The following is a 23,431-nucleotide window of genomic DNA, read 5'->3' on the forward strand; positions in this document are numbered from 1 at the left end:
ATAGTTTACCCAATTAGCTAGGATTTCTCACCGGTATGTCAAAGTTTTTCAAATGGCTCAAAAAAGATAAGCAGCAACAAGAGTCTTCTGTCGATAATATAACACCTGACCAAACAGCAGATGAACAGGCTACTTTAGAGTCAAAACCAACAAAGAATGAAAGTTCTCCAATAGAATCAACTATTGCAACTTCCCACAACAGCTTACAACAAGAGCCACCAAAATCCTCAACGGAATTTGAACCGCAGAAGCCTATAACACCTGAGGTTGAGGCAGTTTCAACTACAAAAGAAAATATTCATTCTTATAAAGAAAGGGATGCAGAAGGATTACTTCAAAGCCAGCAAACAGAGGTGAAGTTAGAATCAACGCCACAGATATCCGAGGCAACATCAGTAAGTCACAGTACCCAATCTAGTGAGAAGATTTCTAGCAATGAAAATGCTTCAGAAGGCACAGCCCAAGTTTTAGAGCAAGAAAGTGAGCAACAAGCTCCTGATAAAACAGGTTTTTTTAATAAATTAAAGCGCGGGCTATCCCGCACTAAAGAGAGTATAGGCAGTGGTTTTGTTAGTTTATTTCGAGGCAAAGCCATAGATGATGACCTGTTTGAAGAATTAGAAACACAGCTGTTAGTCGCTGATGTAGGTATGGATACTACAGTTAAAGTGGTTAAACAGCTTACTGATAGTTCAAACCGAAAACAGTTAAAAGACGGCGAAGCTTTATATCAGTTATTAAAAGAACAGATGGCAGATATTTTAAAGAATGTTGAGTCTCCTTTAACTTTAGAAACGGATTCAGGCCCTTTTGTTATTTTAATGGTAGGTGTGAATGGAGTAGGTAAAACCACCACTATTGGGAAAATGGCAAAGCAGTTTCAGCAGCAAGGGAAAAAAGTCATGCTGGCAGCGGGTGATACCTTTAGGGCTGCGGCAGTTGAACAATTGCAAGTTTGGGGAGAGCGCAATAATATTCCAGTAGTGGCCCAGCAAACAGGTTCAGATAGCGCCTCGGTAATTTTTGATGCATTTGAATCAGCCAAGGCAAAGAATATCGATGTATTGATTGCAGACACCGCTGGTCGCTTACAAAATAAAGAGCATTTAATGGAAGAGCTGAAAAAAGTGGTGCGCGTGATGAAGAAGATTACCCCTGAAGCACCTCATGAAATCATGCTAACCTTAGATGCAGGAACCGGACAAAATGCCCTAAGCCAAACTAAGCTGTTTAATGACGCGGTTGGTTTAACTGGATTAAGCTTGACTAAATTAGACGGCACAGCAAAAGGTGGCGTTATATTTGGGATTGCCGATCAATTTAATATTCCTATTCGCTATGTGGGAATAGGCGAAGGCATTGACGACTTGCGTCCATTCAATAGCCAAGATTTTGTAAATGCGCTATTTTCAGAGCCAGATAACCTGCAGCAAACAACAAATTAAGCCAACTTATGATTAAGTTTGAACAAGTCAGCAAAACCTACCCAGGCGGCCAACAAGCCCTAAGAAAGGTCGATTTTCATATTGAACCTGGTGAGATGGCTTTTTTAACCGGACACTCTGGCGCCGGAAAAAGCACCTTGTTGAAGTTAATATCACTAATGGAACGCCCTACAGTGGGCAAAGTATTAATCAACGGTCACGATTTAAGTAATATTCAACGAAAACAAATTGCCTATATCCGCCGAGATATAGGCATGATTTTTCAAAGTCACCAGTTACTTATGGACAAAAGTGTGTTTGACAATGTGGCCCTCCCATTAGTCATTGAAGGCTATTCTCACAAGGAAACCTCAAAACGGGTTCACGCGGCATTAGAAATGGTAGGCCTTAGTGACAAAGTGAAAAACCTTCCTATTATGTTGTCCGGTGGCGAACAACAAAGAGTAGGCATAGCCCGCGCAGTGGTAAACAAACCACCTCTATTATTAGCCGATGAACCAACAGGAAACCTAGATCCTAAGTTGTCTATGGAAATCATTCGTTTATTCGAGGATTTTAATCACGCAGGAGTGTCGGTATTTATCGCCACCCATGATCTTGGACTAATTGCCCGCATGAAGTACCGCACACTCACCCTAAAAAGTGGCCAGATGATTACCGACGGTTTAACCGATGAAGCTCAAAGTGACGACCTATATGTATAATATGACGACTCACCTAGTTAATGTCAGGCCGCTACTAGGGTTAATAAAATGAGCATCCTGTTTAAAGGACGAGTTCAAGGTGCCCAGATTTCGCAGGTATCCACTTCGCAACGCTTTTTGATGTTTTTTGTTAGTCATTTTAGACAAGCCTTAGGTAGCTTAGGTGAACTTTGGCGCGCAAAGGCGGCGTCATTGATGACCATAGGCGTACTAGGGCTAAGTATCACGCTGCCAAGTACACTGTATGTCATGGTGAAAAATGCCGAAAATGTAAGTTCTGGATGGGAAGAGGCAGCACAAATATCCCTGTTTTTAAAAGAGGACGTTAGCCAAGGGGACATAGACCAACTATTAAAACGTATTCAGCTGTGGCCTGAAATTGATGCCATTAACTTTATTTCAGCAAGCCAAGCACTCGATGAATTTAAGCAATTGTCGGGTTTTGGTGAAGCCATTGCCTATCTAGATCAAAATCCCTTACCAAATGTAATACTCGTTACACCCACCAATCGTCATGCTAGTCCTGTTGCCGCCAGAGTATTGCTCGACAAGTTGCGAGACGAGCGAGAAGTAGATTTAGGTAAATTGGATATTGAATGGCTTGAGCGCTTGCATGCCTTACTAAATGTCGTTAAAGATCTAGTGACAGTTGTGGCGCTATTGTTGTTTTTGGCAGTAGTACTCATTATTGGCAATACAATAAGACTAAACATTCTTAGTAAGAAAGACGAAATTTTAGTGATGAAACTGGTGGGCGCTACCGATGCTTTTATTCAGCGTCCCTTTATGTATACCGGTTTTTGGTATGGCTTTTTAGGTGGAATATTAGCTTGGATTGCGGTTATTTTATTACTGTGGTGGATGAGTAGTAGCATTAATACAGTCAGCCAGCTATATCAAAAAAGCTTCGATTTGACAGGCGCAAGCATTTCTACTTTTTTATGGATGTTAGGCGTCTCGGTGTTTCTTGGCTTGGCCGGGTCACTACTGTCAGTAAGACGTCACGTACGAGAAATAGAGCCTAAATAGCCATTAATAATTCTTAATATATCAACGATATGCTATCTTTTCGGGCCTGATGTATAACCACCAAGGGCCATTATAAGATGGCCGACATGTTAAATCTCAAACTGCAGAATAATCATATAAATTAACAACAACCCGCAAATTTATTGTGAGTTGTTATCTTCCGGAGCGTCACTCGCTTCGCTTTCAGAGGTTACTGGCTTAGCATTTTCGACTTCCACACCATCTACCCGCTGTAATCCTCTTGGGAGCTTATTGCCTCTTCTGCCTCGCTCTCCTTGATAATGGGCCAAGTCGGATGCAGTTAGGGTCATGCCTCTTTTTCCTGCTAGGATTTTAACATTAGCTCCATGGGGTACCACGGCTAACACACTGACAAACTCTTCTCTAGACTGCGCTTTTGCAGAGGGAATATTAAGTAATTTATTTCCTTTGCCTTTACCTAAACTCGGTAAATCTCGTAGCGGGAACATTAACATGCGCCCCTCGTTGGAAATCGACAAGCACCAATCTGTTTTTAGGTCTATAACTGGCTGAGGGCCGATAATTTTTGCGGCACTTGGTAAAGATACATAAGCCTTACCCGCTTTGTTTTTACTGATCATGTCGCTAAATTTACCAACAAAACCATAACCTGCATCTGTTGCCATAAGGTATTGTTGGTGATCGCTACCCATCACCACATGCTCTACATTTTCGCCACTAACAATGTTAAAACGCCCGGTTAAAGGCTCGCCTTGGCTGCGCGCCGAAGGTAAACCGTGGGCGTCACAAGAAAATGCCCTACCTGAAGAGTCTAAGAACACGACTTGCTGATTGCTACGCCCTTTGGCACTAGCCTGATAGCCATCTCCTGCTTTATAACTTAATCCTTCTACATCCACGTCATGGCCTTTGGCACAGCGCGCCCAGCCTTTTTCAGATAACACTACTGTGACCGCTTCAGAAGGAATTAACTCTTTTTCAGATAAGGCTTTTGATTCGCCTCTAGCAATAATTGGTGAGCGTCTGTCGTCGCCATAAGCTTCGGCTGCTTGGAGTATTTCCTTTTTAATTAGGGTTTTTAAGCGTTGGTCAGAGCCTAACAATAACTGCAGCGCATCACGCTCTTTCGCCAGTTCTTCTTGCTCACCTTGAATTTTCATTTCTTCTAATTTAGCAAGGTGGCGCAGCTTTAAATCAAGGATGGCTTCTGCTTGAATATCCGTTAACGCAAATTGCGTCATTAACTCTTGCTTGGGTTTTTCTTCATATCGAATAATACGAATGACTTCATCAATATTCAAAAATGCAATCATTAATGCTTCAAGAATATGCAGCCTTGCTAATACCTTATCTAATCTAAACTGCAAGCGGCGAATCACCGTGGCTTTTCTAAAGCTTAGCCATTCGGTTAAAATCATTCGCAAGTCTTTAACTTGAGGTCGACCGTCTAAACCAATCATATTGATGTTGACTCGGTAACTTTTCTCCAAGTCTGTGGTGGCGAACAAATGTTGCATCAATTGTTCAACATCAACACGATTTGAGCGCGGTGTAATCAATAGGCGAGTGGGATTTTCGTGATCAGACTCATCACGTAAATCACTGACCATAGGCAATTTTTTGGCCTGCATTTGCGCCGCAATTTGTTCGAGAATTTTACCGCCCGACGCTTGGTGAGGCAGTGCTGTGATAATAATATCGCCGTTATCTTCCCCATACACCGCGCGCATTTTGATAGAGCCACGGCCGGTTTCGTATATTTTGGCTATGTCGGCTTTTGGGGTAATAATCTCAGCATCAGTTGGATAATCAGGTCCTTGCACAAATTCTAGAAGTTCGTGCAATTCTGCTTTGCTATTGTCTAACAAATGCGCGCAGGCATTGGCCACTTCTCGTACATTGTGAGGAGGAATGTCCGTGGCCATTCCTACGGCAATACCGGTAATACCGTTTAACAAAATATGTGGCAATCGCGCTGGCAAGACTTTTGGTTCATCTAAGGTGCCATCAAAATTGGGCTGCCAATCAACTGTGCCTTGACCTAGTTCAGTCAGCAGTACTTCACTGAATTTAGACAACCTAGATTCGGTATAACGCATTGCGGCAAAGGACTTAGGATCATCTGGCGCGCCCCAATTACCTTGGCCATCAACCAACGGATAACGATAAGAAAATGGCTGAGCCATTAACACCATAGCTTCATAACAGGCAGAATCACCATGGGGATGAAACTTACCTAATACATCACCAACAGTACGCGCCGATTTTTTATATTTAGCAGCGTTATTTAAACCTAACTCAGACATGGCATAAACAATACGCCTTTGGACTGGTTTTAAACCATCACCAATATGTGGCAGTGCCCTGTCCATAATGACGTACATGGAATAATTTAAGTAAGATTCTTCGGTGAATCTATGCATCGTTAACTGCTCGATGCCGTCTTTATTGATAATGGTTTCTTGACTCATGTTGGGCTGTTTTACCACGTATTCTTATTTTAAAGGACAGATTTAAGGAAGTAATACACAATTCGGCAATACTCTTTTGAATAGATTACCCTATAAACGATAGCGATTACATCACCTAATATCATTCTACATCAGTCTTACCTTAACCCGTCGTCTAAGATCTACAGATACTAAATACGACTGCCCTTAACAATCAAATTAGCGCTAACGATTGCCATACGTATCAGTCCGGTGGTTTAATGTTATTTACTCACTTTTTATACTGACGAAATTTGATGCTTGTCCACGTTTGCAGATTATTGATCATTCTAATGTTGTTACCCACTAAACAGGTAGTGGCACAAGGAGATGTTCAATTAATTGCTACGAATGAAGTGTTCAGGTTATCTCCTCAATTAAAGGTGTTGCGAGAAACTGACAATCAATTGGACCTATTCGATGTCAAACAAAGACAAGCTGAGTTTGTATGGCACCTAAGCGACAACTCAAATTATGGCATTTCTAACAAAGGGGTATGGCTGCATACTACTATCAGTAACGTAACCGAAAATAAACAATGGGTGATTGATGTTGCCAATGCTCAGCTAGAAAAAGTGGATTTTTATGTTCTACTCGACGACGAAGTACTAGCACATGCAAGCCAAGGCAGATCCCGTTCTAGCCCCACCTTTCGTTTACCTACGTTGAAGTTAGACTTACCTTATGCGCAGACTATTGATCTATATGTACGCATACAGAATCAACGTTCTTCTTTAATAGCACCAATCGATATTCAAACTTCAACTCACCATCAGCGTATAATTTTTTACGACAATCTTATATGGGGTCTATTTTACGGTGGACTCATTATGTTGGCGCTGTATAACCTTATTTTGTATATGGAGGTAAGAGAGAGCAGTTTACTGGCATATATTGGCTATATTTGTTCGGTGCTGATTTGGCAGTTCGTTTGGGGAGGGCATTTACATTTATTGTTACCCAACGCCATCACCACATGGATTGGCTCCCATCCAGATTTGTTGTATATCCTTATTGGAGTTATCTCCAGCCTTTTCACCATTTCTTTTTTAGAAGTATCAAAATTAACGTCCAACTCATTGCTTTACATAAAAATATGCGTTGGACTACTAGTCTTCTTGGGGTTACTAACAACAATAAACGTTATACCTCTAGTGTGGCAAAGTACTTTGGTTTATTTATCAAGCCTCGCGGTCATGGCTACCTATATATATGTTGGTTTTGAAAGTTATGGTAATCGACTTTACTCGGCTCGTTATTTTGTTTTTGCTTGGATTACCTTGGTGGCCTTCGTATTAATTGGCATCTTAAGTTTAATAGCAATATTACCCACAAATTTATTTACCACTCACAGTTTTCAAATTGGAGCGTTTTTAAATGCTGGGCTATTTTCAATTGCCTTGATGGATAAAAGCCGTTACCAGTTAGAACAAGAAGTAGAACAAACCACAGAAGACTTAAGAAACAACATCGAACTTGTTGAAGAACAAAACGTTAGATTAGATATTGCCCGCAAAGACGCAATTGCCGCAAGTAAGATTAAATCGCAGTTTTTAGCGAATATGAGCCATGAAATACGTACCCCCTTAAACGCAATATTAGGCTTTAGTAAAGAGCTACATTCAGATTCTTTACCACCAGAAAAACAAGAGCAAATTAGTATTATAAATGCCGCGGCAGATAATCTTCTCAGCATAGTGAATGATGTGTTGGATTTTTCTAAAATTGAGGCACGAAAATTAAAAATCAATAACCAGCCTTTTTCACCCAATGATTTGTTAGAAGATATTGTTAGGGTGATGGCTAAATCTGCTCATCTTAAAAAACTAGAGTTTATCTACAACATAGCGCCTTTACCTGAAAAACTAATAGGTGATAGCTACCGGATTAAGCAAATTCTAAACAACCTTCTTGGCAATGCCATTAAATTTACGGATCAGGGTTTTATAAGCCTTAGTGCCTACGGAAACAGATTAGAACATGGCATATACGAGCTTGTGTTCAAAATTGAAGACACTGGAATTGGGATAAGTCGTGAAGATCAACGCAAGCTGTTTGCGGCTTTTTCACAAGTTGACAACGCCTTAAGCCGATCATACCAAGGCACGGGTTTAGGCCTTGTCATCTGCCAAGAATTGGTTAAATTGATGCGTGGTGAGTTAACTCTGCAAAGCGCCTCAAATTCTGGCAGTACTTTTACTGTTACTATTAGATGTAACTTGCTCAATACCAACCTTTCCCTAAACACTAACAGTGAGTGGCAAGGTAAAAAGGTTATTTATTTCGATCCTTTTCCTCAGTCTCGTCATTGTGGAGTGAAACTCTTAAGTTTCTTAGGTGCAAGCGTAACCAGCGTTGAATCTCTCACCTTTCTACGAGAATTACATCAAAAGTATGATTATGTATTTATTTGCGTGCCATACAATAAAGAAAATATTCTGCCCAGCATTTTAGAGGCGACTCGGCACTTAGATAGCGACCATTTTGTGTTGTTATATTCGAGTATAGAATCCCTATCAAAGCGTAGTGATTTGTCGCAATATTTTACCCACACCATGCGTTTGCCGCTTATGTTAAGCAAGTTAAATAGCTTATTGCGGGTACCACAAGAAAACCCTACTGATAAATTACAGCAACGCCTCGCTTCATTATCAAGCGCCAAAGTTTTAGCGGTTGACGATATGGAAATCAACTTACGCTTACTCACTAGTTGGTTAAAAAATACCAATCTGCAACTTACCCTAGCTTATAGTGGGGCCGATGCTGTGTCTCAATGCCAAGCGCATGAATTTGATTTAATCCTTATGGACGTACAAATGCCCAACATGGACGGATTGGAAGCAACTAAACTGATCCGCAAAACAGCATTAAACATAGGGACACCTATTATTGCTGTTACCGCACATGCATTCAAAGAAGAACAAGATAACTTGCTCGCTTCTGGCATGGATGATTATTTACCGAAACCCATTAATTTGTCAGATTTAATAGACTTGATAGATCGTTGGTGTCAGGTAGTAGAGTCAATTGACGACACTCTGCTGAGTTTCGATTGGTCTCTTGCCCTTAAACGGGCGCATCAAAATGAAGATGCTGCAAAAGAAATATTGCAACAATTTGTGCAACAGTTACCAGGCCTTATTGACGCTATTGAGCATGCTTGCCAAGTTGAAAACTTTCAGGAGATGCAGGCAAAAGTACATCAATTACACGGCGCTTGTTGTTATACCGGCGTACCTGCTTTACTTTCGATTTGCCGTGAAATGGAAGGGGCCTTGAAACGTCAACAAATTGATTTTGCTAAATTGGCCGTTAGTCAATTAACAAGTAGCTCACAAGAGTTATTATTGGCCGTAAAAATGGCAAAAGTGATCTAACTTCATTAGCCATTACAGGTATTGGATTAACCCCAAAACCAAAGATAGATTACAGTAACAAATATGGCCCAAATCACCAAAGCTCTGATGCGTTTACACTTTATACAATCAGTGTGCCACCAGCTAAAATAACCTTGCTTTTTGAACCTCATTGTTTGCCCAACTAGTTTTAGATTATTTATACCATTTGATTGTATTTTAAGCCGTTTTATACAATCTCGATACCACTAAAGGGGTAAAGACCAAAGATAAAATCACCGAGAAGCCCACACCACCAGCCAATACTACTGCAAGTGGTGGCCAAAACGTCCCTTCACTAAATAACAACATAGGAATAAATCCCCCCACTGTTGTGAAGGTAGTAGACAAAATATGCCTGCTGCAGCCCATGGTTTCTTCAACTATCTGTTTAATATTGCCTGCTTTTGCTGCTGGATTAGCGTTAATAGCAGCAATCACCACTATTGAGCCATTAATGGCCACGCCAATAAGCCCAGCACAGCCCAATAATGGATTAAACCCAATAGGCAAGCCAGACAACCACAGGCTTAACATGCCTAGTCCCACTGATAATACTGCCACAGATCCAATCACAGTGGCTAAACGCAAACTGCGAAATGACAGAATCAAAGTGGTGATCATCAAGACTAACAATACGGGCATATATGTGGCCAAATTACCTAATGCTTCTTGTTGTTTATCTGCATCACCGGCCAATTGAAAACGATAACCCTTGGGCATACTAAAATGATTATTCTCTAAATTTTTAAGCACTTTTTCGCTCACATCAATAGCGGTCGCACCGGGCAATAAATAGGCTTCGACGTTATTAACTCGTTCACCATTTTGCCTAGTGATCCCCGCGACTGTGGGCTTAAGTAAAAAATCCCCTAAGGCCGAAACGGGCATCCAAATTTGTTGATTTCTGAGTTTGTCACTTAATATTGGCAAGCTCTGAATTTGTGCCAGTTCGCCTCTATATTCATCTCCCACTCTGATTCTGATAGGAATTTCTTCGGTGCCTTCTAATATCGAGCCCCCAACTTTTCCGTCTAAGGCGTATTGTAACTGTTGAGCGATCTCTACTAGTGACATGCCCGCCAACTGGCTGGCATCTTGTGTGGCATCGAGTACCCATTCAGGCTCACCAAAAGTAACTGAAGCAATTGAATGAGAAATTCCCGGCACTTGGGACATGGCCAACCTAACTTGCTCCCCTAAAGAATTAAGCACATTTATATCAGGACCAAATATTCTTAAACCCACAGGCGCCGAAATAGGCGGCCCTTGGCCAAATGCCTTAACGACAATTCTACTTTTTGGATAGGCCTTATCTAACTCGGTTTGCAATTGCCCTATCAGCGCTTTTGCCTCTGCCACACTGCTAGCTTTCACCACAGCATTGGCATAATGAGATGAGTTGTCTTTGATCATTATTTGGTTGTAATACACAGAGGGAAACGAACCACCAATTAACCAGCTTAATTGGGTTACTTGTGGCTTGTTGCGAATTAGGGTATCCACCTGCTTCACCAAATTTTGGGTTTCGGTGATGGCGCTACCTTCTGGCATCCACAGGTTAACTTCAAATTGATCGCGGTCGGCACTGGGGAAAAACACATTGCCTAGTTGCCCAGCTAAGATAAATCCTGACACCGAAATGGCGATACACAACGACACGCCCAACAAAGGCCGCGTTAGGGCTTTTTCGAGGGCGGTTCGGTATCCCAAACTTATAGAAGGCGCTTGTATCCCTGAGGTGTACCAAGCCGATGATCCCGAAAATTTTCTTGGTAAAAAACGTGCCGCCAAGGCTGCAATAATCGTCAAAGAAATAAACAACGAGCCCACTAACGCCATTACCACACTAATAGCAATGGAGCCCACAAAATCGCCAATGTTGCCCGGTAACAAAAAGATCGGCATAAAACCCAAAATTGTGGTCAAAGTAGATGCCAATAAAGGTACAAATAAGTGTTGAATACTTTGCAACAAGGCGTCGATTCGGGTCATTTCTGGTTGAATTAACTTACTTCTAATTTCATCGGTGATCACTATGGCATTGTCTATTAACAGGCCAATCGCAATGATAATGCCAAAAATCGACATTTGATGGATTTGCTCATCAAAAAAGCTCAAAGAAAAAATCGCGAACGCGGCACACAATGGTAACGACAGCCCCACTATCCACGAGGCTTTAATGCCCATAAATATAAAAACTACGGCCATGACCACTAAACAACCAAGCAGTAGATTTATGGTTAAATCAGATAAACGTGTTTCGGTATAAGTATTTTGCTCAAACACAATATCTGCTTTCACTGTGCCCCCAAACTGGGCATTAAATTGCTCAACTATTTCTAAGGCATTGTTAGTCCAGGTATCTACTCGCAAAGTGGTTTGCATCCTCGCTGCAACAAAGATCACCTGTTTTCCATCGACCATGGCGATATCATTGACCGGAAAACGCGCACCTCTTTTTACGGTCGCAATATCACCTAAGCGCAAATAGCCACCTTGTTCGGTAGCCAGTAGCGGTATGTCGCGGATGGTGGCTACACTGCCTAACTCTTGGGCCACCTGCAAACGCATATTTTGCTCTGGGGTGTACATCATGCCGGCGGGAACCTTAGGGTCGGCGCTGGCTACTAACGCGCTCGCTTGATCAATACTTAACCCTGCGCTCGTTAATTGTTGCGGGTTAATGGTGACTTGAATTTCTTCGTCTAACTCACCGTATATTCGCACCAGTTCGGTGCCGGGCACATTGCGCAGTTGGTCAGAAAGCTGATCCGCCATGCGGCTAACAATGGTTAGAGGCGTGTTATAACCTTGGGCGGCTTGAAGCCCCACTAACAGCGTAAAAGCCGTGGCACCTCTACGCTCATCAAGTAAAGGGTCGCCAGCCCCTCTAGGAAACTTTAGTTTGGCATTGCCAATTAAGTCGCGCACTTTTGAAAAGATTTGTTCGTTAGTGTTTTTATCTACCCATGCTTGCAATTCAAGGGAAACAATAGAAATGCCTGAGCGTGACGTTGAGCGTATTTCTTTTACTTCGTGTAATTGTCTTAGTTCATCTTCAATCACATCGGTGATCAGCGCTTCTACTCGCTGGGCTGATGCGCCTGGGTAAGGCGTGATAACTAACACATTACGGTTGTCGATTCTGGGATCTTCTAATCGTGGAATATTACTGATAGCAGACCAACCGGCCACAACCACCACCATAATACTCAACACCAACAAATGCCCGTTTCGAAAAAACATACTGTACCAAGGGTATGGCTGCTGACCGTTTGCCGGCATATTTGATGACATTAAAAGTTACCTAATAGAATACTAGCCAAAGTGTGAGTGTTATCACTTTTAAGCACTTTTTGTCCGGGCACCAAACGTTGCACCCCTTGATAGACTATGACGTCACCTTCTTGCAGCGCCCCTCGCACAAAGGCTTTTTTGTCATCGGCATAAATCATTTCAACCAATTTGGCTTGTAATTGATATTCATCATCAATGGCTTTCACTGCAAACAAACTCCATAAACCTCGCACCCCACTCACCAAGGCTTTGCGCGGTACCCAAAACCCTTGGGCGGTTATTTCACTGCTTACATCCATATACAATAATTCACCGGGCAGAATAGCCAAGTTGGCCTGCTCTAAACTTGTGATCACATCCACAGTGCGGGTATCGAGCCTACGCTGTTGTGCAATGGACTTAATTTTGCCGCTGACCTGATGAGACTCTGTGCTTAGAGTCACTTCTTGGTTGACAGAAAATTTATTGGCGTAATCGGCAGCAAGGGCAAACCTTGCCTCTAACTGAGCGTTTTGCTGCAAGGTAAACAACTTTTGCCCTACGCCTACTACCGTGCCTTTATCAACAAAGCGGCTCACTACGCTGCCATTAAAAGGGGCAAATAATTGGGTCTTGTTTAGCTCAACTTGTAGTGATTGCTGCCGAGCCACTATTTCATCTACAAAGGCCTTAGCGGCATTAAGGGACTCGGTTGCCTCATCTAATCGTTGCGCCGATTCGAGTTTTCGATTTACCAGTTCTACCACGCGCTTAAGTGACAATTCGGCTAAGTTCGCCTCTGATTTAGCGCGATTTAAAATGGCTGACAACTCATGCATTTGCGCTTTTAGTCTTGTGTCGTCTAATTTGGCGAGCGTCTGGCCTTTTACCACCCTTTGCCCTTCATCAACCAAGATATCTATAACAGAGCCCGCTAAGTCAAAACCAATGGCAGCGGTTTGCAAGGCTTCTGCCGACCCCACCACTAAACGTTTTTGTAGGTAGCTGTTATGCCATTCAATAGGCATCACATCGACCAGCAGCTTATTGGCATCAGTAGGCGGTGTCTCGGTTTGTCCGTTGCCCGAAGCCTGCATGAGCACGACTAAAGCTATCAGGGCGATAAAGGGGATCACCCAAATTAAATATTTTTTATAGCCCGACGATTGTGGCAACTGACTAACACTTGGCATAAAATTCTCGCTGAATTTGAAAAAAGACAAAAATAAATACTAGACTGTCTAGTTTGATATATAATAATATTTAATGTCAAAGTTGCCAATACTTTTTTGATAAATGTGAGGTTAATCGCAGTTGAACAAAGAAACCACCAAAGCTGGAAGGCCCAAAAGCGCTGAGAAACGTAACAAAATTCTTGAAGCCGCTACCGATCTTTTTTTAAGCAGTGGCTACAGCGGTTGCTCAATGGAAATGGTCGCTAAGCAGTCGGGTGTCTCTAAACAGACTGTTTATTCTCATTTTAGTAATAAAGAAGCATTATTCTTAGCCGCCATTGAAGACAAATGCGCCGAATACCAATTAGATGACAGGCATTTAGAGTTAGAAGATTCGGACCTTACTAGTGTGTTGCAAGAAAGAGGCTTGCAGATTGTAAAATTACTTCACGACGAGCGGGTTATTGCTATTTATAGAGTCATCATTGGCGAAGTAAACAGCTCACCAAGAGCCGCCGAATTATTCTATCAAGCTGGGCCAAAGCACAATCTAGAATATTTGGCACAGTATTTTTTAAAGTTTGCCAAACAACCGCTCACCGAAGCATTAGCCGATAAATGTGCCACGATGTTTTTTAGCCTACTTAAGAGTGAATTTCATATAAAAAGCATTTTAGGCTTAGATTTTGCGTTATCTGAAGCACAGCAAATAGCCCATGTGGCATTTGCTATTGAGCAAGTTGAACGCTTTATTGCATCCACAAAGAGCTAACGAGGACTTCTATGGCTGCGCCCTTCCAACTACTCCCCGAATGGACAAAACAAGAGGCAGTACTGCTAGTATGGCCAGATAAACACACCGATTGGCAGCCGTGGTTAGACGAGGTGCAACAGGTGTATTTACAGATTATCGAGGCACTGAATAGGGCCAATACCAAAGTAGTGCTCTTGGCTCGCGCAACAGAAATACCAACTTGTCTAAATAAGTTAGCAAAAAGCAGCCAAGTATTGCTGTTAGCAGCGGAATATAATGATACTTGGATCAGAGACTATGGTTTTTTGAGCTGTACCACCGATTCAGGACTCCGCCCAATCGAGTTTGTATTCAATGGCTGGGGACAAAAATTTAACGCCACTGCTGACAATGCACTTAATCAAAAAGTACTCAGTCAACTTTGCCAACATCCGATTCAATCGGTCGATTTGGTATTAGAAGGCGGCGCGCTAGAAATTGACCAGGCAGGCACCTTGCTATCCACTCAGCTTTGCCTTAGCAACCCTAAGCGCAATGGCGAAAAATCTTTAGCCAGTTACCAGCAAGCGTTTGCCGAACATTTAGGGGCAACAAAAAGTGTCATTTTGCAAAACGGGCACTTAGAGGGCGACGACACAGACGGGCATATCGATACCTTAGTGCGTTTTACTCCAGATAAGGGGCTAGTGATACAATCGGCTTTTAATGCAGCAGATGACAGTCATTTTGCAGCTTTAGATGCGTTAGTGGCTGAATGCCAAGCGGCGTTTCCTGAGCATCAACTATTTGAATTGCCCTTACCCCATATAATCAACGAGCACGGTGAAAGGTTGCCCGCTTCCTATGCTAACTTTTTGATCTCTAATCAGCATATTTTGTGCCCCGTTTATCAACAGCCAGAAGATAAACTCGCCATGCAGGTGCTACAACAGGCCTATCCCGAATTTACGCTAGTGCCCATAAACTGCCTGCCTTTAGTGCAGCAATTTGGCAGTTTGCACTGTATCAGTATGCAAATACCTTGTGGCATACTTAAACCCAAAATTTTGCAGTCTATTGTTAAGGGTGTCAGTGTCTATGAAACATAACAGTCTAAAAATTGGCGTGGTGCAACAAGCCGTAGCCAGTAACGATAAAAATAGTAACTGGGCCCGCAGCAGTGAGCAAGTCAGCGCATTAGTGGCGCAAGGTTGCGAGCTAGTGTTACTACAAGAGTTACATAGCACCTTGTATTTTTGCCAACAAGAAAACACCGATAACTTTGACTTAGCCGAGCCGATTCCCGGCCCCGCCACTGACTATTTTGCTGCCTTAGCTGCCCAATTGAACATAGTACTGATCACCTCACTATTTGAAAAACGAGGCTCAGGCTTGTACCACAATACCGCAGTAGTATTTGACCGCCAGCAAGGTTTAGTGGGTCAATATCGAAAAATGCACATCCCCGACGACCCAGGTTTTTACGAGAAGTTTTACTTTACTCCAGGGGATATGGGCTTTGAACCAATAGCCACCAGCGTAGGTAAGCTTGGCGTGTTGGTATGCTGGGATCAATGGTATCCAGAAGCAGCCAGATTAATGGCCATGGCAGGAGCCGATATGTTGTTTTACCCCACAGCTATTGGTTGGGATAAAAACGACACAGCTGCAGAGCAAAGCCGCCAACACGATGCGTGGCAAACCATTCAGCGCTCTCATGCTGTGGCTAACTCCTTACCTGTCGTTGTCGCCAACCGTACAGGATTTGAAGCATCACCCGTAACGGGCGACCCTGGCATTCAATTTTGGGGAAACAGTTTTGTGGCTGGCCCTCAAGGCGAATTACTCGCACAAGCTAGCTCTGATAAGGAAGAGAACTTAATAGTCGACATCGACCTTAACCGCACGGAACAAATTAAACGTATCTGGCCGTATTTTAGAGATCGTCGAATCGATGCCTATGATGAGCTTACTAAAAGGTGGCGAGACTAATTGTATAGGGCGGCCTATAGCCTTAAATCGGCGAAGTCGATGTTTTTTTGCTTTACCCTCGACTGAATACTCGCCACTTATCTACTCATTTTTGTAGGGCAATCGCATGGATTAGCGATTGAGTAATAGCTCGTCTGGAACGAATTATTACGACCTGCAAAAATGAGTAGATAAGTGGGTGAAGAGCATTGCCCTCGAGCGGCATTTTTTGCCTACTTTTTGCTGCTGTTGGCAAAAAGTAGGTCGCATTGAAGGGATTCTATGTGAAAACCGATAGGGATATCGTGCCCGTCAGGGCATAAAAAAGCATGCGCTAACGCTTACAGGCCTCCTTGCCTGTTTTGACTCGATTCCCTTCGAGCCAGTCACTTTTTTTTGCTCGCACAAAACAAAGTAACCAAAAAAAGTGCGCCCTCACTACTGCTCAAAGATCCTATAAAAAGTCAAAAAAGCACGGTCGTCTTCATGTGCTCCCAGCACACAAGACTTAATTTTCTATCCCTGAAAATTAACCGCACTTTTTTGACTTTTTATAGGCCGCAGTACATAGGGAGAAAATCAAGAGCAGTGGCAGAGCCACCAAAGCATCGGCTTCGCCGACTAAGAATTTTGTATATAAGAGCCGCAGACGAAATGTATAACTTAAGCCTTAGCGCTTGGACGACTGCTGACCGCAGCATACCAACGTTGCAGGTTGGGATAGTCATCTGTCACTTTTATCCCTACAACGCGGGCAAAGTCCACAGTACACATGGCGGTGATATCGGCAATGGTAAAGCGGTTACCTGCAATAAACTCAGACTCTGCCAAACGTTTTTCTAACACCTTTAGAAACCCTGCGGCGTTTTTGCCTGCTACTTCGCCATACTCTTTAACAGGAGTCATTCTGTCTTTAAAATAGCCAGTGGTATGTTGGAAACACATGCCCACTTGACCAAAAAAGTACAGTTCTACTTGACGCTGCCACATATCGATAGTTGCTTTTTCTAAGGGATCTTTACCTAACAGATTGATTTGTGGATATAACTCTTCAAAATATAGACAAATAGCGGCCCCTTCACTAATACAGGTACCATCATCTAATTCAAGAACAGGTATTTTCCCCATAGGATTTTTGACGCGCATGTCGGCCGAAATATTCTCACCCTTTTGCAAGTCAACCTGTACATATTCCATTGGGATATTTTTTTCGGCTAAAAAAATACGCACTCGTCTAGGTGAAGGAGCGGTTTTAGTATCGTATATTTTCATAGTGTTCCTTCTTTAATCTTAACAATGGTCAAAAGCGAATACCCTAAGTGAATATCATTTATTGCAGCCAGTAGCGTTTTTGCATTTCTAAATAGGCCGGTGTTTGTTTGAATTCAATCAACCCTTGATTAACATCTTCCAGCATACTTTGGTGTTTTTTATGAATAAAATGATAAAAGGGGATGGTCAAAATAGTACGGTAGTTGTTTTTGCTCAATTGGTGCTCATAGGCAGACACATCTATGGCCGACAAAATCATATGATCTAACTGTCCGGAATCGAATGCCTGCAACATCAAAGTGGTCGATGTGAAATTTTGCTGTATCGCTTTTTCTTCTAACCACCAATCCTTTAATGCCAATATATCCATGCTAGTACCAACCTTAGCGTTAGCCTCTAGCCTTTTTGAGCAGGTATCAGTTGTTCGGCACACCAGATAAAAAGATGTCTCGACTATAGGCTCAGGTACCTGAATTAAATCATCAGTGCTGTTATTCAAAATTTTTGCTCTAACAAGTTCACCATCCGCACCATATTCGTAAGAGTTTAATGACTCAGAGAGGTTCTGGTAACGTGTTACCGAGATGTTGTATCCCAGTTGTTTGTATACGCTACTGAGAATATTTGAGGCTAAAAAAGTTCCCCTAGAACCCGTAAAAGACGAAAAATTAAGCAGTTTTTTTGGTAAACCAAACTCTATCGTTTGATCTTGGGATTTGACAAACTCTTTACCTAATAACGCCTTACTGAAGGCTGATGACTCTCCAAGCAAAATAGATTGGCCGATACTACTGGCAAGTTTAGTGGCATGTTGTTTTTCGGCATCTCTATCGAAAAACTGCACTATTTCTGAGCTTTTCTGCAGAGTATGTAAACCTATAGTGGCGCGTTCGTTCAAGCCCTGCCCGTCATATTGAGGGTATATAGGTAAAAAACCTAACCCCGTGGCTAAAGCCTTGTTTGTTGCAGGTTGCACCAAATAATCTAGTAGCGCCGGTAAATAAGCATGCTTTTTTGAGGCTAAAGGCACAACAAACAGGTCAACAGGGGCCACTTCGGGGTGATGACTCGTACTTTGTTTACGAGGAAAAGGAAAAAAGCCAAACTCAGAAGAGCGTCTGGGTTCAATGGCGCTTTCTGCAAATTGTCCAATTAAGGTCATAGCGGCTTGTTGTCTCATCAACAATGTTAACGTTTGCTCCCAACGCCAGCTATGATCAGGTGCAAAAAAATAGCCGTATTCCAATAACGTTGAAAATTGCGCCACAATTTTTTCAATATTTGAGTGGCTTACTTTGGCGTTGTCAGCAATTCCTTTGCGAGTGGCAATTCCTCCGTTATCCAATGCTAAAAAATCGACCCAAGTTAACAATGGCCACCCTTCTTGATTGGCTTGTACCAGTGGTGCTACCCCTTGCTTTTTTAACGTGCGGCATATTTCTATAAATTCTTGCCACGTTTTAGGTGGCGAGATAGCGTACTTTTTGAAAATCGCCTTACTATAATAAAAGCCCCAAGGATAATAAACAAAAGGTAGCGCTTGATAAGATCCATTGATGTTAACCATCTCAAGTAGTTGCGCACTGACATTTTTGCGCAATGTATTTTTGTCAATCAGGGTATCAATAGGCAATAACAGTTCTTGCTTAACAACATCTTCCAAGCGTTTCCCAGCTTGCCAATGAATAAGGTCATACTTTCCACTTTCAAGCCATCCAGCTAGTTTACTTTTAAGGCCTTGATCGCTATAAAAATCGACATCTACTACGACGTCTGATTGGGATTGGTTAAATTGCTTAAATTGTTCTGAAAAGAGCGCGATTTGTTGATTGTTTACGGTTAACACAGCCACAGAAATGTGATTTTGTTTTGACATAGTTTGCGCAAAACTTGTGCATGACAGCACTAAGTACATGCCTAAAACAGACAACAACAGTCGTTTTTTAGTCATTACCGACAATATCCCGCAATGGTTTAGTATGTTAATAACTCGTAGTATCTTACCCATATCTCCCCTTTTAAAACAAATTTAGTTTTTTAGGAGCTTTCTTAGTGGAAACACTCAAGAACACCTTTGGATAAGCATACAAGCCTAACTATCTTGAGATTTTTGCCACTCTTGTAGTGCGTGCTGGCTCTTGGCTTGAATGTCTTGATAGTGTTGACTCACCCACCATTTTTCCATGATACGGACATTTTTTGATTCGCTTTATAAAATAAGTCCGCTATATCGCCAATAAAAGGGATCAGGCCTAATAGAAAATCTAAAGCAATGTTTTTTATCATGGCCAATCTTAGCGCTGTTGGCACTTGTATACTTTTGGCCATACCCACAATACTCAGCGATACCATAAGCATAATAATATCGCCTAAGACCGGAATAAGCCCTACCAAAAAATCCAACCCTAGGCGAATGCCCAAAACAGGAATGGAGATTTTGGTATCGGTTAGATGGGCTAACTTTTGGGCCCGTAATAGAGCCTTAGGAGCCTGAGCCGAGTCTGTTATGGGTGTTTCTGCAGCCATTGTAATTAGTTAATCACTTGCAAAATTTGCCCACAGAACCACGCCATATAGGTACCGACTGTATATCCTAATACTGCAAGCATTACCGCCACAGGTGCCAAAGAGGGGTGAAAAGCCGATGCCACTACAGGTGCCGATGCGGCGCCGCCTACGTTGGCTTGGCTGCCTACTGCCATATAAAATAAAGGGGCTTTAATCACTTTGGCCACAATTAACATTAGCGATGCATGAATAATCATCCAAATTGCGCCAATCACGAAGAACAATGGTTGGTCGGCAATCATAGTGACATCCATTTTCATGCCTATGGTAGCGATTAGGATATACAAAAACGCCGAGCCAATTTTAGATGCACCCGCGCCTTCTAGCTGACGAACTTTAGTAAAAGATAAAATTACCCCAACAGTACTGGCAAAAATAATCATCCAGAAAAATTTACTGTGGAAACTGAATTTCGCAAGCCCTGGAAAGTTTTCCACAAAATACGGGGTAACGGTATCGGAAAACATATGCGCAAAACCGGTTACACCTAAGCCTACGGCCACAATTAACATAATGTCGGTTAGGCTTGGAATGCGCGAATGCTCGGCTTCAAAGCTCTTCACTTTGGCTTTTAACTCATCAATTGCCGAAGTATCGGCACCAGTTTTGGCATCAATGGCCTTAGCGTTTGCAGCCATTATTAACAGCACCGCCATCCATAAATTGGCCACGATAATGTCGACAGTCACCATGGCTGAGAACATCTGATCGCCCGCGCCGTAAATTTCTTTCATAGCCGCTTGGTTAGCACTGCCACCAATCCAGCTACCTGCTACCGTTGTCATGCCTCGCCATACGGCATTGGGACCATCAACCCCTAATAATTCAGGCGAAAAAGTCGCCACAACCAGCAGTGCAATCGGGCCGCCAATGACAATACCTAGGGTTCCGGTGAAAAACAAAATGACCGCCTTACTGCCCAACTTTGCAATGGCTTTTAAATCGACACTTAGGGTCAGCAACACCAAACAGGCGGGTAACAAATAACGGGAAGCAACAAAATAAAGCTGCGAATTTTCGCCATCTATTAACCCAAAGGTATTCAACAAAGAAGGTAAGAAGTAGCAAAGCAACACCGAAGGCACAAACATATAAAACTTGCGCCAAAATGGGACCTGACTATTAGCGGTATAAAATACCAATCCTAATAAAATAGCTAATATGCCCATCACACTGGCATCGTTAGTAAACATTGGGGTGTGGACCAAGGCTTGGTCGGCGAGATTTTGTGTAGACATTGACATTCCTGTTCTATATCCGTCTTATTTACCCAATAATGGCACGGACGGCTTTTTGATTATTATTTTATAGTGGGTTTATTCATTTTTGTATTGTTGTTGGCATGCTCCAAATCGCAATGTAAACATTATGTTAACACACCCTATTCAATCGGTCTTGTGTGGCTAGTCCAATAGAAAGTTTGCGTTAGTTTATTTATTGTTGCGCACCCAAAGCTTTTGCCCGCTCACAGCGTTGGTTGTTATTTTCTGAGGCTATTGTCCACCCCTGCAGGTGTGACTCTACTAGTGTGGTAAGTGCTTGAATATGTGCTGCATCGGCATTAAGTGCTGCAATATATTCATAACGTTCACCGCCTGCTTCGAGAAAATAATCACGATTTTCTTCAGCAATTTCTTCAATGGTTTCTAAACAATCGGCAGAAAATCCGGGGCACACCACTTGTACTGACTTTACACCTTGGGTTGCAAATTCCTTAAGGGATTCATCGGTATAAGGTTTTAACCATTCTTCTCGCCCAAAACGAGATTGAAAACAGGTAAAGTGCTGCTCTTCATTCAAACCTAAAGCTTGCGCAATCAATCGAGAGGTTTTGTAACATTCACAATGATAAGGATCGCCATTTAACAAGTAGCGCTTGGGGATACCATGGTAACTAAAAATCAATTTATCGGCACGGCCGTGTTGCTGCCAATGATTTCTGATTTTGTCTGCCAGCGCTTGAATATAATCAGGGTTATCGTGGTAATGCGTTACAAATCGCAACTCGGGGATCCAGCGTTGCTTCCCTAAACTTTGAGCAACGGCATCAAATGTAGAGGCCGTGGTAGAGGCACTGTATTGAGGATACAAAGGCAACACTAATAATTTTCGAACGCCTTGGGTTAACATGTTATCCACCACAGAGTCCACAGAAGGCGACCCGTAGCGCATGGCAAACTCCACTATCACGTCATTACCATATTGTTGCTGTAACTTAGTTCGCAATGCCTCGGTTTGGTCTTGGGTGTGAAACATTAAAGGTGAGCCACGCTCTGTCCATACCTTGGCGTAAGACTTGGCTGAGCGTCTAGGACGGATATTTAAAATCACTAAGTTGAGCACAAACCACCACAACAGTTTGGGTATTTCTACCACTCTAGGGTCTGATAAAAACTCTTTTAAATAGCGTTTTAATTCTGCTTTTTTAGGCGCATCGGGAGTACCTAGATTGGTGACCAGTACACCCACTTTATCTTGTTGCTTGTGAGTAAAAGCCGTATTACTTTGGTATTTCATGAATAACTCTTGATGTTATAAACTTATTTAAGTTAGCGCTTACTATTATTTAATGATAATAATTGTGCCTGCAAATTTGAAATTTGAGTGGATATTTGTTTTAGACTTGGCTCTCCTTCATCTTCTAAGGCTTCGGCACGAGCATTGGCATTCTCTTGCTCCATAACATTAACCACTATACCAATCACCATATTTAGAAAAGCAAAAGCAGTAAAGAAAATAAAGCTAAGGTAAAACAACCAACTCATGGGATACACTTCCATAGTTTCGTACATCACATCTGTCCAATCTTCAAATGTCATGATCCTAAAAAGAGTCAGAAGAGAGATAGTAATATCACCCCATAATACCGGATTAATAGTTTCAAATAAGGTGCTACCAATAGCCGCGTAGATGTAAAAAATAATAAACATTAACAACATTACGTAGCCAAGTTGTGGTAATGCTTTTACTAAGGAAACCAGTAATATTCTGAGCTCTGGAATGATAGAAATCATTCTTAGTACCCTAAATACCCGAACCAATCTAGCAATTAAGGCTAATTCAGTATCATCCGCGGGAATTAGACTGATCACAACTATGACGCTATCAAATATATTCCAAAAATTTTTGAAAAAGTCCCGTTTACGGTGTTCAGCCAAAAACCTAATAGTGATTTCTGTCAGAAAAAATGCACTGATAAACCAATCAAGAAACTTAGTGATGTTATGCATAGTGGTAGACATTTCATAGGTTTTTGCCCCCACCAACAGCGCCGAGAAAACGATGACTGTAATAACAAATATTTCAAACAACTTGTTCGAACGAATTTGAATAAACTTGGCTTTCAATGTTGAAGCTTGTATATCAGGGATAGTGTGCATATAGAAAAT

General features: G+C 42.1%; 15 protein-coding genes and 1 pseudogene. 7 read left to right on the forward strand and 9 right to left on the reverse strand.

Annotated features, from left to right (window positions below; all coding sequences use genetic code 11):
* Positions 1–35 precede the first annotated feature (35 nt).
* From ftsY to ftsX, 3 genes are read left to right on the forward strand one after another with little or no spacing between them, the layout of a single operon-like run.
* Positions 36–1,445: a signal recognition particle-docking protein FtsY gene (ftsY, locus tag Q0688_RS04550; RefSeq protein WP_299073606.1), complete on the forward strand. Its 1,410-nt coding sequence runs from the start codon at positions 36–38 to the stop codon at positions 1,443–1,445.
* 8 nt (positions 1,446–1,453) lie between these two features.
* A complete protein-coding gene (gene ftsE, locus Q0688_RS04555) occupies positions 1,454–2,149 on the forward strand; it encodes a cell division ATP-binding protein FtsE (RefSeq protein WP_299073608.1) in 696 nt (231 codons plus the stop codon).
* Positions 2,150–2,197: 48 nt separating this feature from the next.
* Positions 2,198–3,178, forward strand: coding sequence for a permease-like cell division protein FtsX (ftsX, locus tag Q0688_RS04560; protein WP_299073610.1), 981 nt, complete (start codon positions 2,198–2,200; stop codon positions 3,176–3,178).
* Positions 3,179–3,318: 140 nt separating this feature from the next.
* Here the strand turns inward: ftsX and parC are convergent, their stop codons facing one another.
* The gene (parC, locus tag Q0688_RS04565) at positions 3,319–5,631 is read right to left on the reverse strand and encodes a DNA topoisomerase IV subunit A (RefSeq protein WP_299073612.1); all 2,313 of its coding nucleotides are present in this window, start codon (positions 5,629–5,631) and stop codon (positions 3,319–3,321) included.
* Positions 5,632–5,942: 311 nt separating this feature from the next.
* On the opposite strand from parC, the gene Q0688_RS04570 reads away from it, so the two are divergent.
* Entirely contained in the window at positions 5,943–9,026 is a 3,084-nt protein-coding gene (locus tag Q0688_RS04570) for a hybrid sensor histidine kinase/response regulator (RefSeq protein WP_299073615.1), read from the forward strand.
* Positions 9,027–9,224: 198 nt separating this feature from the next.
* Here Q0688_RS04570 and Q0688_RS04575 read toward each other — a convergent pair whose 3' ends face one another.
* Together Q0688_RS04575 and Q0688_RS04580 are read right to left on the reverse strand one after the other, a co-directional pair.
* Complete coding sequence (locus Q0688_RS04575) at positions 9,225–12,344, reverse strand: efflux RND transporter permease subunit (protein WP_299073617.1); 3,120 nt, start codon at positions 12,342–12,344, stop codon at positions 9,225–9,227.
* The gene (locus Q0688_RS04580) at positions 12,344–13,516 is read right to left on the reverse strand and encodes an efflux RND transporter periplasmic adaptor subunit (RefSeq protein ID WP_299073619.1); all 1,173 of its coding nucleotides are present in this window, start codon (positions 13,514–13,516) and stop codon (positions 12,344–12,346) included. Before Q0688_RS04580 ends, Q0688_RS04575 begins: the two co-directional genes overlap by 1 nt.
* 121 nt (positions 13,517–13,637) lie before the next feature.
* Here Q0688_RS04580 and Q0688_RS04585 point away from each other — a divergent pair, with 121 nt between their 5' ends.
* From Q0688_RS04585 to Q0688_RS04595, 3 genes are read left to right on the forward strand one after another with little or no spacing between them, the layout of a single operon-like run.
* Entirely contained in the window at positions 13,638–14,270 is a 633-nt protein-coding gene (locus Q0688_RS04585) for a TetR/AcrR family transcriptional regulator (RefSeq protein WP_299073621.1), read from the forward strand.
* Between the two features lie 11 nt (positions 14,271–14,281).
* A complete protein-coding gene (locus tag Q0688_RS04590) occupies positions 14,282–15,340 on the forward strand; it encodes an agmatine deiminase family protein (protein WP_299073623.1) in 1,059 nt (352 codons plus the stop codon).
* The gene (locus Q0688_RS04595) at positions 15,330–16,223 is read left to right on the forward strand and encodes a carbon-nitrogen hydrolase (RefSeq protein ID WP_299073625.1); all 894 of its coding nucleotides are present in this window, start codon (positions 15,330–15,332) and stop codon (positions 16,221–16,223) included. The genes Q0688_RS04590 and Q0688_RS04595 overlap by 11 nt, the downstream gene beginning before the upstream one ends.
* A gap of 642 nt (positions 16,224–16,865) precedes the next feature.
* Here the strand turns inward: Q0688_RS04595 and Q0688_RS04600 are convergent.
* The 6 genes and pseudogenes from Q0688_RS04600 to Q0688_RS04625 all read right to left on the reverse strand — a co-directional run bounded on the left by Q0688_RS04600 (position 16,866) and on the right by Q0688_RS04625 (position 23,404).
* Positions 16,866–17,474 carry a glutathione S-transferase family protein gene (locus Q0688_RS04600; RefSeq protein WP_299073627.1) on the reverse strand — a complete coding sequence of 203 codons (609 nt, stop codon included), beginning with the start codon at positions 17,472–17,474 and terminating at the stop codon, positions 16,866–16,868.
* Positions 17,475–17,532: 58 nt separating this feature from the next.
* The gene (locus Q0688_RS04605; protein ID WP_299073629.1) at positions 17,533–19,482 is read right to left on the reverse strand and encodes an extracellular solute-binding protein; all 1,950 of its coding nucleotides are present in this window, start codon (positions 19,480–19,482) and stop codon (positions 17,533–17,535) included.
* 84 nt (positions 19,483–19,566) lie between these two features.
* Positions 19,567–20,000, reverse strand: a pseudogene (locus tag Q0688_RS04610) (DUF4112 domain-containing protein).
* A 5-nt stretch (positions 20,001–20,005) separates the two neighbouring features.
* The gene (locus Q0688_RS04615) at positions 20,006–21,280 is read right to left on the reverse strand and encodes a DUF819 family protein (RefSeq protein ID WP_299073631.1); all 1,275 of its coding nucleotides are present in this window, start codon (positions 21,278–21,280) and stop codon (positions 20,006–20,008) included.
* Positions 21,281–21,476: 196 nt separating this feature from the next.
* Positions 21,477–22,559 (reverse strand): ferrochelatase, encoded by a 1,083-nt coding sequence (gene hemH, locus Q0688_RS04620; protein WP_299073633.1) that lies wholly within the window; start codon positions 22,557–22,559, stop codon positions 21,477–21,479.
* Between the two features lie 32 nt (positions 22,560–22,591).
* The gene (locus Q0688_RS04625; protein WP_299073728.1) at positions 22,592–23,404 is read right to left on the reverse strand and encodes an ion transporter; all 813 of its coding nucleotides are present in this window, start codon (positions 23,402–23,404) and stop codon (positions 22,592–22,594) included.
* Between the last annotated feature and the right edge of the window lie 27 nt (positions 23,405–23,431).

The organism is uncultured Paraglaciecola sp., assembly GCF_937123705.1.
Taxonomy (GTDB): Bacteria; Pseudomonadota; Gammaproteobacteria; order Enterobacterales; family Alteromonadaceae; genus Paraglaciecola.

Bases quoted from the DNA above. Each gene is read 5' to 3' on its own strand.
- ftsY (WP_299073606.1), top strand. From the start codon at position 36: ATGTCAAAGTTTTTCAAATGGCTCAAAAAAGATAAGCAGCAACAAGAG.
- ftsE (WP_299073608.1), top strand. From the start codon at position 1,454: ATGATTAAGTTTGAACAAGTCAGCAAAACCTACCCAGGCGGCCAACAA.
- ftsX (WP_299073610.1), top strand. From the start codon at position 2,198: ATGAGCATCCTGTTTAAAGGACGAGTTCAAGGTGCCCAGATTTCGCAG.
- parC (WP_299073612.1), bottom strand. From the start codon at position 5,631: ATGAGTCAAGAAACCATTATCAATAAAGACGGCATCGAGCAGTTAACG.
- Q0688_RS04570 (WP_299073615.1), top strand. From the start codon at position 5,943: ATGTTGTTACCCACTAAACAGGTAGTGGCACAAGGAGATGTTCAATTA.
- Q0688_RS04575 (WP_299073617.1), bottom strand. From the start codon at position 12,344: ATGTCATCAAATATGCCGGCAAACGGTCAGCAGCCATACCCTTGGTAC.
- Q0688_RS04580 (WP_299073619.1), bottom strand. From the start codon at position 13,516: ATGCCAAGTGTTAGTCAGTTGCCACAATCGTCGGGCTATAAAAAATAT.
- Q0688_RS04590 (WP_299073623.1), top strand. From the start codon at position 14,282: ATGGCTGCGCCCTTCCAACTACTCCCCGAATGGACAAAACAAGAGGCA.
- Q0688_RS04595 (WP_299073625.1), top strand. From the start codon at position 15,330: ATGAAACATAACAGTCTAAAAATTGGCGTGGTGCAACAAGCCGTAGCC.
- Q0688_RS04600 (WP_299073627.1), bottom strand. From the start codon at position 17,474: ATGAAAATATACGATACTAAAACCGCTCCTTCACCTAGACGAGTGCGT.
- Q0688_RS04605 (WP_299073629.1), bottom strand. From the start codon at position 19,482: ATGGGTAAGATACTACGAGTTATTAACATACTAAACCATTGCGGGATA.
- Q0688_RS04615 (WP_299073631.1), bottom strand. From the start codon at position 21,280: ATGTCTACACAAAATCTCGCCGACCAAGCCTTGGTCCACACCCCAATG.
- hemH (WP_299073633.1), bottom strand. From the start codon at position 22,559: ATGAAATACCAAAGTAATACGGCTTTTACTCACAAGCAACAAGATAAA.